Source organism: Pedobacter punctiformis (assembly GCF_027213715.1).
Classification (GTDB): domain Bacteria; phylum Bacteroidota; class Bacteroidia; order Sphingobacteriales; family Sphingobacteriaceae; genus Pedobacter; species Pedobacter punctiformis.
The window spans coordinates 14,366-26,919 of sequence record NZ_JAPWGM010000003.1; the positions used below are offsets into that span (position 1 = coordinate 14,366).

A 12,554-nucleotide genomic window follows, 5' to 3' on the forward strand; every position below is an offset into this window, starting at 1 on the left:
TTCAATAAACTGTTCCATAAAGCAAAGCTAGCAATCATTATTTGTGTGCGTTCGTCATTTGTCTGATTTTATTTCGGAGTACATTGATTATGATGCATAAAATAGCATTGGTTGGTAATGAAAAAGCTTTAAGTTTAGTAAAACCATTGGTAGGAAATTAAAGGTTTGCATTAATGGTGTTTAGTACCAGTCAACAGTGTACAAACCAATTCATGTGCCCCATTTTCGCCAGGATCATATACAACAACGATTATTATTCCAACATCATACATCTGGCATTTGTTTAAATGGTTTTTAAAAATCATTGCACTACAGCCGAACCTGTTGTATCTACAATAAACATAGAAATGAAATGAAATCAGACAGATAAAGTATTTCGTGTTGATTATTTATTTCAGTTATTTACTATATTTGAATCAACGTGATGAGGCTAATATTCAAACTACTTTCCATTATTTCGATTTACGCATCGAATCCTGTAAAGCAAAAATTGGCTATAAAAACCTAATTGATTCAAACAAGTAAATGAAACGACTGATATTATGCATAAAAAATTAACCAAATTTTCTATTTTAATAGTTATAATACTAATTACTAACACCAATACGCTTCTTGCTCAAAATGGTACTACTGAACAAAATCCCCGTACTGCAGATGCATTTTATAATCGGGGAGGTAAATACTTCCAGGAACAGAAATATGATCTGGCCATTGCCGACTACACCAAGGCAATAGCACTTAATCCTAAATTCTCTGATGCTTATTTAAACCGTGGCGTTTCCTACAAGAAAAAAGAGCAATACTCGGAGGCACTTGCCGATTATGCAAAAGTTATCCAACTGGAACCAAGAGAACCTGCGGTTTACAAAAACCAGGGTATCATTTACGAAATTCAAAAGAACTATGAATTGGCCGTTGCAAATTATACAAAAGCTATTGAATTTGGCGGTAAAAATTATCCGGAGTTATACATTTACCGGGGCAATATTTATTTGAATAATATGGAAAAGCCAGACTTAGCAATGGCAGATTATCAAATGTCCGTTAAGTTATTGCCCAAAGATGCCACTGGATATAATAACATTGGATATGTATACAGCACTAAGGAGAACTTCACCCAAGCCATTACAAATTATACAAAAGCGATAGAAATTGACCCGAAATTTCTTTTGGCTTATATCAATCGTGCCGATTGTTATGATGCTATAGGAAATACCAAACTGGCCGATCTCGACCGGAAGAAATATAGCGATTTGGGTGGCGAAATTTCGGCTACATCCGGAAACACGAAGCGTTCTATCTATCCACAAGGTAGCTTCGATGCAGCGCTGGCCAAATCTGCCTTAAGTCGTGGCTTATCTAGAATTGAAGGTAGAGCCTGTTCGAAGATTGATGGACTTATATTTAAAGCCGGGGGCGCTAAAGTTGTATTATTCCCTGTTACACCCTATCTGGAAGAGTGGTATGCACTACGGGATAAGAAAGAAGGTAAAAAAATATCGGTTTATATGTCAAAAGAAGCAAATAAGTACGCGATTGAAGCTTTTACTGATGGAGAGGGAAGATTTAGCTTTGAAGGATTAAAACCAGGCAAATATTTTATCCAGATGATTCATAATTTTAATCAACTAAAAACGAACCGGGTTTACACTGGTTCAAATACAGCAATGCAAGGCAATACTCAGATGATAACCAATTATTATCGTGATGAGGATTATGTTGTTGAGCGTAGCCAACGTGTAGAAAGGTTTGTCGAGATTAAGAAAGATGGTGAAGTTAAAAAAATCGGCTTATCTAAAGGATTGATTAAAGGATGTGATTTTTAATTAACTCAATCGATTGAGAAATTCTGAAAATTCTCGAACCACCGCTTTACAGACCACAAAATAACCAATTAACAAGCTAATCTACAATTAGTTATTTAAATAATGGAAGTGCAAAAGTTTTTTTTATAAAAGTATTTCGAGAATCTTGTAGAACTTTTACCTGGAGTGGAATGAATTCCATTTTCATCGTTATGTATCCTATCAAACCATTCATGACCATTGATAAATAAGCAGTTGCAGACCAGATTTGGTGTTTAAATGATTTCCAATGAAATTTAGGACACTTATTTCTGTTGACTTGCCATCCTCCGTCGGGTTTACCTGTATATGGTGCTCACAAAGCCCCATATCTAACGAATTCAGACTTTAATATATTTATCAGCATTTTGTTGAGCAGATTGAATAACCGATAAACCTTACTCCCTACATTTTTGGATAAGCTAATACAACAAAGCCGGTAGCAAATAAGTTGATACCGAACTTTGTTATAAAAGTTTTAGTTGTTAAATCTACCTGGCATTTAGTGCTTCATTGATTCGTTTAGGTGTTTTATCTTCACTTGGTCTCGGTGCATTATTATCAAATATTTTTCCGTTCTTTCCTATAATTACATAATGAGGAATGCCAGTAATGTTAAAAGCCTTGGCTACCGGGCTTCCATTGCCACCGAGCGAAAGCAAATGAATTCCTTCTATTTTGTCTTCCTCAATTGCTTTCCGCCATGCTTCGGTCTTACTGTCTATGCTGATGTATAAGAAAACCACATCTTTATTATCTTTAAACTTTGCATGTAACTTTGGACTGCCATTCTTCATCTCGTACCTACAGGGGCTACACCAGCTGGCCCAAAAATCCATGTAAACCACCTTTCCTGCAAAATCCTTTAAAGTCACTTCCTTACCACTTAAATCATTTAAAACAAAAGGAGGCGGTGTTTTTCCGGCAGCAGTTTTTATATAATTATCGTAGGTGGATAATATAGATTTAGCATCTTCAGCATTGGCGTATTTGGTTATATAATCGTCAATTGAAGGTTTTACAGAGGCAACATCATTTGCCCTTGCTAATGCGGCTTTAAGAATTGCGCCCAACGCTAAACTCCTGACCTTTCCTGTATATGTTTTTTCGACCACACTTAATTTGAGATTAGTCTCTGCTTCAGACGTGAAAGTGCTATCTAATGTTCCATCTTTAAATTTTTCTTTATAGCTTAAGAGTATTGGAAAACTACCCTGCATAAACCTCGCATATTCAGGGTTTTCTAAAAGTTTATCATCCATTTTCACCTGCTTTTCTACATCCCAAAAGTGTTCGGGTATAGATTCAGAAATTTTTTTACCTAAACCCACATGATATAAATAAGGTATTATCATACCAGAACCTAACTTTTGATATAAAAGAGCAATAGATTGATACTTATAAAATGCAGGGCTTACCTTTTGCTTGTTTGCATCTAAAATATCTAAGGAGTGCTGCCCCATAGCCATCGTTCTATCGAACACTTCGTTTGCTGTCATTTTACTCGCATCCAATTTCAAATAGCTTGCTAAATAGGCATTAGTAAACTCATCAAACACTTTTGCATTTTCAGATCCTTGACCTGTGAATACAGATTTTTGATCCAGATCTGTGGTAACATTTAAATGATCACCTTTTTCAATAAACAGCGATATTCTCCCTTTTTTAGGAACATCGATGCCAAACGTAAGGATAAACGGAGCCTCCTGATTAAAATTAAGCACAAATTTATGATTCGCTCCTGGCTTTACAAAAAACACACCTCCTTTGGGCGGTACAACCCACATAGAATCTACTTTTACAGATGTAATTTCGACGGTAACTGTTGATTTATCTTTTTGTGCAAATGTTGTTGCCACACTGAGCCCTAAGGCAAACATTAATATTATTTTTCTGATCATGATTTTAGATTTTCATAAATAAGACTTTATTTATTTTGCATTTAGTGCTTCATTAATTCTTACAGGGGTCCTGTCTTCACTGGGTCTTGAAGCATCGTTATCAAATATTTTTCCATCTTTACCAATAATTACATACCGTGGAATACCAGAAATGTTAAAGGCTTTGGCTATTGGTGTATTTACCCCGGAGGTTGCCTGCGAAAGCAGATGAATACCCTCTATTTTATCTTCTTCAATGGCTTTTTTCCAGGCATCTACTTTACTATCTAAACTCACATAAAGAAAAACGACATCTTTATTATCTTTAAATTTTTCGTGGAGCTTAGGGCTACCATTCTTCATTTCGCCACGACATGGCGCACACCAACTCGCCCAGAAATCCAGATAAACTACTTTACCCTTAAAATCTTTTAAGGATATATCTTTACCATCCAGACTTTTTAGTGTAAAATCAGGGGCCATTTTCCCTGAAGATAGGTTATCCATTGTATCATACTTTTCACGCAAATCCTTTGCTTCACCGGCACTGGCATATTTAGCAATATGTTCTTCCATTAGCGGTTTTACCGTTTTCAGATCCTTAGCCTGATCCAAAACGCTTACCATTGTTTTCTTTAACGCTTCATTTTTTATTTTACCGGTAGGATAATATTTTACAATCATTTGGTAATCCGTTAATGCGTCCTGCAGTTCGTGTGGGCTATCCAGTTTTCCCTGTAAAAAAAGTTCACGCCTACGCAGGTAAGGAGGATAAAAATATAAAAGGAGTGCGTCATAGGAACGGTTGCCCAGTAAATGATCATCAAATTTAACTTCCTTATTCTGTTCCCAAAGATCGGCAGGAGACTCTTCAGAGAATTTTTTCTTGGTACCCAGGATATAATAATATCCAAACCACATATAATCTTTTACCTTTTTATAGTTTAGATTTGTTAACTCAAATTCGTAAAAAGAGGAACTTACTTTTTGCTTATTTTGATTGAGCAGATCAATTGGTATCTGATTGGTCTTGTTTAATACATCGAAAAATTCTTTCGTTGTCATTTTACTCGCATCAATTTTAGCAAAGGCAGCATCAAAAGTACCCATATAATTGTTTAGTACCTGTGAGTTTTCTGCACCTTTACCAGAGAAGCTAGTCTGCTGATCAAAATCTGTTTTGATGTTCACCTGGCTGCCCTTCTCTAGAAATGCATAGATCATTTTATTTTTGGGTCCAACCAATATGATTTCCTTTGGTGGTGTTTCGGGGAAATTATACCGGTATTTTCCGTCTTTATCTGCTTTTGCGTACAAATCATTATTGTCGTACTTAAAAAGACGTAACGAATCTAATTTTAAAGGGCTAATGTCTACAGATACAGTTGCCCCTTTTTGCTGAGCAAAAGTTATTCCTGTACAAAAACAAAATATCAATACTAGGGTTATTCTTTTCATTTTAAAATATTTTAAATGTTAGTTCTCAAAAAATTTAAGCGGTTGTTAATTCCTGTAAATTGTTTTTTAACAGCCAATCGTTATTCTCAGGGGTTTTGAGGCATATCAGGATTCGCATTCATAATGTATAGCGGAAATCTGAAAGTAAGTCGCTCTGGCCGCAAGGTATAAGTTGCAGTAACCGCACCGGAATTATCATAAATCCTGTGTGTAGTTCCAACTGTAGATTTATATACAGGATCAACAGAAAGGCGACGCATATCAAACCAGCGATCACCGTTTACCGCAAATTCGCGGATTCTTTCTTCCAAAATAAATTTTGTTAGGGTAACCTGATCACCGGAAACCCCTGCTGGAACGGCGGCGTCGGCAGCTGGCATTCGGTTTAATCTAAAGGCCTGCATATCTGTTGCAGCACCAGGCAAATCGCCTAAGCGTGATCTACATTCAGCTCTCAGCAAATACATATCAGGTACGGTTATACCCATACTACTATAACCTTTACCGTAAGTCCTAAGCATGCCCAAAGGATACACAGAGGCCATGCCGAATGAGTAAGGTGTTAAGAATTGTTTCCTTAAATCACTGGCCTTGAATAAGGCAGATGCTTCCGGACTAATAACCGCTCCTGAAAAGACATAACTATAATAATTAGGTGTATACCTTAAGAAAACAATTTCTTTATCCTTATTCGGATCATTTCTTGGTGGTCCGACAATTGGATTAGATGGATAAAATGCCCCACCTGCAGCTAATTCTGTCGAAAAATTATATAAACCTACTGGCACTTCGGCACCTGTTAGATCCGATATGGAACCATTTAATAAAGGCAAGGCCTGATCAAATTTCCCCATAAATACATATACTTTAGCCAAAAGTGCTTTTGCTGCTGCTTTAGACATTCTTACCCGGCTAACTACAGTAGCAGATAAATCAGGTATGGCCTGATTAAGATCAGCTATAATCAGATCATAGGCTTCCTGAACGGTTGCCCTGGTAAATTTTGTTTGAGTTACATCGGCTGTTTTTAACAAAGGAATGCCCAGATCGGTTAATGAAGAGTTAGTATTATAAGGTTTACCATACAAATTAATCAGCACAAAATTTGCCCAGGCTCTTCCTGCCAGTGCCTCTGCCAGAATGGCTTTTTTCTGAGCATCTGTTCCGCCTTCAGAAGTCATTACCTCATTGATAATTTTGTTATTGGTGTAAATGCCCTTTACCAAAAGTGAAATCTCAGATGCGTTATCGCCCTGCACATAGATATCGTCTTCCCATTTGAAAGCTTTCTGATCGGCTAGTGTTCCAATTCCTGCCCCTAATGATGAAAATGCAGGTGATGAGCCAGCAACCTCATCTGACATTAGGATATGAGAAGCTGGGGTCACAAGAGTTAAGGCCTGGTCATTTAAAAGCAGGTCATAATCTGAAGTTTTTTGGGCAATTAACTTACCTTTTGGATTAATATCAAGGAAATCTTTTTTACATCCGTTAAGCACCATACTTATAAAAAGTATGCTAACGAACTTTATCGTATTTTTATTAATATGTAGCATTTCTTTTGGTTTTATAGTGTTAAATGAGCACCAATAGTGATGGTTTTTTGATTATAAGGCATAGATCTGACACCAAGCTGAGCATCCTGAAATTCAGGATCGATCCCATAACTGTTAGCTTTCCAGAGCATCACGTTAGATAGTTGTAATCTAAAAGTCAACCCCTCGGCTTTTATCTTTTTTATGATGTTTTCGGGCATATTATAGAAAAGTGTCAAATCCCTCAGTTTTACATAAGAAGCACTAACCACATTTTGATTGCCATAAACATAATAATTGGTATTGCGCCGGGTTGCATCCAAAGATTCGCTACTGATAAAAGCCGGAATAATTGTTTTATTTTCATCGCCTGGTTGTTTCCAGCGATCGGCAAAATCCGAATTTAGATTTCCAGTCTGGAAGTTCTGGTTTTGAATAAAAGCAGCGCCAGTATAAATTTTATTCATATCTCTAAACATCACATTACCCAAATTATAGATGATGTTTACATTAAGTGAGAAAGCTTTATAGCGGAATAAATTTGACAATCCACCACTCCAAAGGGGTTGATATTGTCCCATATACAACATATCTCCTGGTAAACTTACACCTCTGGCTTTAGTTACATTACCATTAGCGAGGCGGATTTGAGGATCTCCCATAGCATCCAACCCCGCATAGTTATAAGCGAAAACAGCAAAAGCAGGATAACCTATGACATAGTTTTGCTGACGCAGATTATCTCCCGTTGCTATTGGTGTTTGCAACAAACCAAGATCAGTTATTTTATTTTTGTTGTAAGCGCCATTAAGTGTGGTACTCCAGGTAAAATCTCTGCTACGGATGTTAACAGAACTGATAGACAGATCGATTCCTTTGTTAGTCAGACTTCCCACATTCCCGTTAATGTAATTTTGTCCTCCGGCCAGTGGATTTATCCCCAGAAGCCCTAGTAAATTGGATGTGTTTTTCTGATAAAGATCGATCGATCCGGTTATGCGATTGTTCAGTAAACCAAAATCAATTCCAAGATTGTACGTTTTTGTACTTTCCCAGGTCAAATCCGGATTTCCATAGGTAGAAATCCGTAAGCCTTGTCCACCAGGTGCATTTGGAGTTGTAAACGGGCTTAAAATATCATAAGGTGAAGCATATCCCGGTGGAGGTGACATGCCTGTAATTCCATAAGTAGCCCTCAAAGCAAGCATACTAATGGCTTTAATTTCGGATACAAAGGCTTCATTTCCGAGATTCCATTTAAGACCTACACTCCATACAGGTTTACGCTGAGAAGACTTGTTGGTTCCAAACAGGTTGCTCTGGTCATTTCTCCAGCTTGCATTCAGCGTATATTTTTTATCAAAAGTATAACCTGCATTTGCATAATATGAGCTAAACCTGTTGCGGGGAATGGTTTCTGATTCACCAAAAAAAGAATTAACAGGTAACCTTGACCCTGTAGTATATTGGGGCATGATCGTTCCGGCAATACCAGTAGTCAACAGCTTATAATCAACAGTTGCATATGTTTGGAGGGCCTGATCATAACCATAAACGGAACTCATATTATTAGTTGTTACCTGTTCCTGAGCTTCCTGTCCAAATAGGGCTGTAATCTGGTGAAGACTATTTTTAAAGCTTGCATTATAGGTGAGCTGATTTCTGATTACCCAATCTTGCTGAAGTGAATTGTTTACAGTATACTGACCACCTGTTGCAGGCAAATTATAGGTTAACACCCCTGTTGGGCTTACATTAGCAAAATTCACCACATTTATTCTTTGCTGATAATTGGTATAATCCAAATACTGCTGTGTTCTATTAGTTCCTCTGATATAACCATAGAGCCCTTCAAATTGTAAGCCTTCCAACAATTTAATAGTTACTCCAGTATTAAAGCGTCCGGTGAAGGCATTTCCTTTGGTTGAACCCGTATTGGTATTATTTAAGGGATTATAATTTAAATCTATTTTACTTAAATTTTGTATGCTGGGTCTTTGTGTTTCACTAAGATAGCCCATATATGGCATAGAGATGCTGTTACCTGAAGCATCTCTGAACATTTGATAAGGTAAAAAACGATTATCTACGCTTAAGGGATTGTTTCCGGAGATGACTCTATTGGTTAAATCGGCAATAAAATAAACTTTCAGAAATTTAGTAAAGTTAAAATCCTGCCTTGTGTTTATCTTGAAGGTATTGTCTTTATTCCCCGGTATAAAATCGCGTGCATTGGTATAGGCAAAAGAGTTGTAATAGGTATACTTATCACTGCCCCCCGAAACAGATAAGCTATGGTTCATTAACATAGCGGGACGATAAATAGATTTAATCTGGTTGAGGTTGCTAATCCTGGATAAGCTGTCTAGTTTCACATTTCCTTGTGCAGCAGTAATTGCTCCTCTATTAATGTCATATAGAATCTGCCGGTCTGGAGAAATTCCGGTATGATTTCCATAGGCAGGGTTATATATGGTTGCATTAGGATTGTAAGGCCAGTTTACCGGATCAAAGGTTTCTCTGGAAGCCTGAATATACGCCTGACTGTTTAGAACCGGAAAATAATCGTAATCTGGTCTTCCCTGAAAGTTGATAAACCCATCGTAACTTATCCTCATCTTACCATTAGCACCTTTTTTTGTAGTAATTACAATAACGCCATTAGAAGCCCTTGCTCCCCAAACTGATGCGGCAGTAGCATCTTTTAGAACCGTTATATCTGCTACATCCTGTGGATTGATGGACGATACATTGCTAATATCCATGGCAATTCCATCCACCACGATTAAAGGATCTTTAGTTGAATTTATGGTATTCAACCCCCTGATTAGGAATAGACTCTTATCTCTTGCTGCATTTGGAGAATTATTTATAACTAAACCGGGTACCAGGCCATCCAAACGCTGAAGCACATTTGTTGTTGTGCTACGGGCAGCTAAAATTTTGGTGTCTACTGCAACGTATGATCCCGCGCTCCTTTCTTTTGATATTTTTTGATAACCAGTGTTTACGATAACCTCCTGTAAGTTTCCGCTTAGCTTCATTTTAATGGTACCAAGATCTTTAGCCGCTTTTACCGAATAGGCTTCATAACCGGTATAAGAAATAGAGATCATTGCCTTTTCATCTATATTGCGCAATTGAAAAGCGCCGTTTGCATCAGTTATGGCGATTGCCTTTCTGCCCTTTGCAGACATAGAAAATTCCCCGGTTTTTTTATCCTCTGAATAATCTGTGAGAATAATACTAACAGTGGCTCCGGAAAGTGGTTTTCCTTCTTCATCAACGACGCGTCCGGAGACGTCTATTTCTGTTAAATAACTTTTAGAAATGTCCTGCCTCACCTCTTGTCTTTTTCTGATTATGATTGTCTTATCTACTATCTCGTAAACGAGCGAAAAATCTTTAAGGCAATTGTTTAATGCGGTTTCTATCCCTGCATTATTCAAACTGATATTTATTGGTTTCAAACCTTTTAGATCAGTATTGGAATACACCAGGTCGTAACCACTTTGTATACTAATTTTTTCGAGTACTGCTTGAAGCGATATACTGCGCTCTTTAATGGTAATCTGCGCTTTAATTGATGCGCTCGCCTGCATCAGGCAAAGGGTTATTATGAGTATAATTATCTTCATAATTCGAAAAATTTGAAGAAACCTACTGGTGAGATAGCCCCCCTCTAATAAATGGTTAATTTTCATTAATTTTGAATGTTTAGTTGTTGGTTAATTGTTGTTCTCGCAAAGAAATAAACTATTGACAGCATCAAAACATTTAACGGGAGTAGGTCGAAGCACTCCCGTTTTTTATTTGCTGCCATTTTCAGGTATAATTATGGCATAACAGTTATCCTCCTTCCTTCTACTTTAAAATGAAGTGCTTGGGTAAATGAAATCTTATCCAATATTTTAGAAATGTTATCGTAACGGCTAATTGATATAGTAAAAGGCAAATCTTTAATATCACCTTTATAAACCACCTCAACATTATACCATCTGGCCAGGTTACGCATAATGACTTCAATACTTTCATTATCAAAAGCAAATTTTCCATTTTTCCAGGCAACAACTTTATCAGTATTTACCTGGATAACGGACAGATTGCCTGATGCATTTAAAACGGCCTGTTCTCCTGGTTTTAATACATTGGAATGTTTTGATTTTAGATCTGACAGCTTAACTGAACCCTCAATCAGTGTTGTTTTAGTAACGCCTTCATCTGCATAAGCCATTATGTTAAAATGTGTGCCTAAAACCTCCACGGTTTGCCCAAAACTTTCAACTTTAAATGGCATGGCCTTATTATGAGCAATTTCAAAGTAAGCTTCCCCTTTCAGTTGTACTTTTCTTTCGTGTCCAACAAATCGGGTTGGATAAGTTATACTGGAAAGAGCATTTAGAAACACTATAGAACCGTCGGGTAACTTTACCTGCCACTGGCCTCCTGCTGGTGCCTCAATGGTATTGTATTGAATAACCGTATTTTTAGCCTGGTTTCCTCCCTCGATATTATATACCAATTGTCCGTTAACATTTTTGGTAATGCTAACGCCCGGTTGTGTTGCTATTTTACCATTTAAAGCGTCAGTTAAATTTATTTTTTCGCCATTAGCCAAAACTAAAACCGCTTTATTCCTGCCGGGATAAATTACATTTGCAATGGTGTCCTCCGGGCCAGGGTTTTGTTCAGCAAGGTAAAAATAGAGACTCAGACTTAAAGTCATTAGCAAAATTGCCGCTGCCGCAATTTTCCAGTTCCTTTTAGGGAGAAGTGAAAATCTTTTCGCTTTATTGATATTGTTTAATAAACGTTGACCTAGTTCTGCTTCTGTTTCATTGTTGCCAATCCAATCAACCGGACCATCCGTATCGAGATTGTACCATTTATCCAGCTTTTCTTTTTCCAGGGGCGTAAGTTCTCCTCTTAGCCATTTATCGGCTAAGTGGTTAAGTTCCTCCTTATTTGGTTCATTCATAGGATGTCCTTTTTTACATGGTGTGCAAAAGCGGAGGGCTACCCTATATGCAATTAAAAATATTTTTTTTTTAAACCAGAATCAGGAAAGCAATTACTAAAGAAAGTAGGGTCAGAAACTGGTTAATAGAAATACGCAGAAATTTGATCGCTCTGGTGATGTGTGCTTCTACTGTTTTTGGGGATAAGTCAAGATCCTGCGCAATTTGTTTATCACTCAGTCCTTTTTCCCTGCTCATACGAAATATGAGCTGGCATTTATCAGGTAGCGCTTTAACTGCGGCTTCAATTTCTTCCTGTAAATCACTAAAAGCGAGCCATTGTTCAGTTGAATGATCGGAAACAGCCAATTGATAAATATCTTCTACAGTTTTATGAAGACACTTTTTATTCGCAGCCATCTTTGCCATAATTTTATACCGCAATATAGCTGCAACATAAGTATGAAAACTATGTTGGATTTCTATTCTTTTTCTACTTTTCCAAAGGTCTACAAATACGTCCTGTACTACTTCTTCTGCATCGACATCAGACTGTAACTTAAAAGCTGCTTTATATAAGAGCCGCTTCCAATATCTGTGATATAAAAAGGTGAATGCCTCCTCATTGTCCTGCACCATCAGGGCATATAGTTCATTATCGCTAAAGTTGCTATAAGTTGACATTTGGGATTGTTCTTAACAAAGATAACATAAATCAACACCAATTTTAAAATAATCACTTGGTGTATAAAATCCAGAATAAACTAGGATAAATATGGGCGATCAAAGTTCCATATCCTAGCCATAAATATTGTTTCATTGCTTGAGGTAAAGAAAAGGGCAGACCATCCAGTCATGCCCTATTACTAACCACCAACA

At 37.1% G+C, this 12,554-nt stretch carries 7 protein-coding genes; 1 reads left to right on the forward strand and 6 read right to left on the reverse strand.

Translation table 11 applies throughout. From position 1 onward, the window contains the following. Positions 1-542: 542 nt before the first annotated feature. The gene (locus O0955_RS09130) at positions 543-1,826 is read left to right on the forward strand and encodes a tetratricopeptide repeat protein (protein ID WP_269427244.1); all 1,284 of its coding nucleotides are present in this window, start codon (positions 543-545) and stop codon (positions 1,824-1,826) included. A gap of 509 nt (positions 1,827-2,335) precedes the next feature. On the opposite strand, the gene O0955_RS09135 is transcribed toward O0955_RS09130, so the two are convergent. The 6 genes from O0955_RS09135 to O0955_RS09160 all read right to left on the reverse strand — a co-directional run bounded on the left by O0955_RS09135 (position 2,336) and on the right by O0955_RS09160 (position 12,359). Continuing rightward, positions 2,336-3,745: a TlpA family protein disulfide reductase gene (locus O0955_RS09135; RefSeq protein ID WP_269427245.1), complete on the reverse strand. Its 1,410-nt coding sequence runs from the start codon at positions 3,743-3,745 to the stop codon at positions 2,336-2,338. Positions 3,746-3,775: 30 nt separating this feature from the next. Further along, complete coding sequence (locus O0955_RS09140; RefSeq protein WP_269427246.1) at positions 3,776-5,182, reverse strand: TlpA family protein disulfide reductase; 1,407 nt, start codon at positions 5,180-5,182, stop codon at positions 3,776-3,778. An 86-nt stretch (positions 5,183-5,268) separates the two neighbouring features. Then, entirely contained in the window at positions 5,269-6,738 is a 1,470-nt protein-coding gene (locus O0955_RS09145) for a RagB/SusD family nutrient uptake outer membrane protein (RefSeq protein WP_269427247.1), read from the reverse strand. An 11-nt stretch (positions 6,739-6,749) separates the two neighbouring features. Then, on the reverse strand, positions 6,750-10,355 hold the full coding sequence (locus tag O0955_RS09150; RefSeq protein WP_269427248.1) for a SusC/RagA family TonB-linked outer membrane protein: 3,606 nt from the start codon (positions 10,353-10,355) through the stop codon (positions 6,750-6,752). A 197-nt stretch (positions 10,356-10,552) separates the two neighbouring features. Next, on the reverse strand, positions 10,553-11,695 hold the full coding sequence (locus tag O0955_RS09155; protein WP_269427249.1) for a FecR family protein: 1,143 nt from the start codon (positions 11,693-11,695) through the stop codon (positions 10,553-10,555). A 70-nt stretch (positions 11,696-11,765) separates the two neighbouring features. Further along, on the reverse strand, positions 11,766-12,359 hold the full coding sequence (locus O0955_RS09160) for an RNA polymerase sigma-70 factor (RefSeq protein ID WP_269427250.1): 594 nt from the start codon (positions 12,357-12,359) through the stop codon (positions 11,766-11,768). Between the last annotated feature and the right edge of the window lie 195 nt (positions 12,360-12,554).

Coding starts and splice junctions, on each gene's coding strand:
- O0955_RS09130 (WP_269427244.1), top strand. CDS start 543: ATGCATAAAAAATTAACCAAATTTTCTATTTTAATAGTTATAATACTA.
- O0955_RS09140 (WP_269427246.1), bottom strand. CDS start 5,182: ATGAAAAGAATAACCCTAGTATTGATATTTTGTTTTTGTACAGGAATA.
- O0955_RS09145 (WP_269427247.1), bottom strand. CDS start 6,738: ATGCTACATATTAATAAAAATACGATAAAGTTCGTTAGCATACTTTTT.
- O0955_RS09155 (WP_269427249.1), bottom strand. CDS start 11,695: ATGAATGAACCAAATAAGGAGGAACTTAACCACTTAGCCGATAAATGG.
- O0955_RS09150 (WP_269427248.1), bottom strand. CDS start 10,355: ATGAAGATAATTATACTCATAATAACCCTTTGCCTGATGCAGGCGAGC.
- O0955_RS09135 (WP_269427245.1), bottom strand. CDS start 3,745: ATGATCAGAAAAATAATATTAATGTTTGCCTTAGGGCTCAGTGTGGCA.
- O0955_RS09160 (WP_269427250.1), bottom strand. CDS start 12,359: ATGTCAACTTATAGCAACTTTAGCGATAATGAACTATATGCCCTGATG.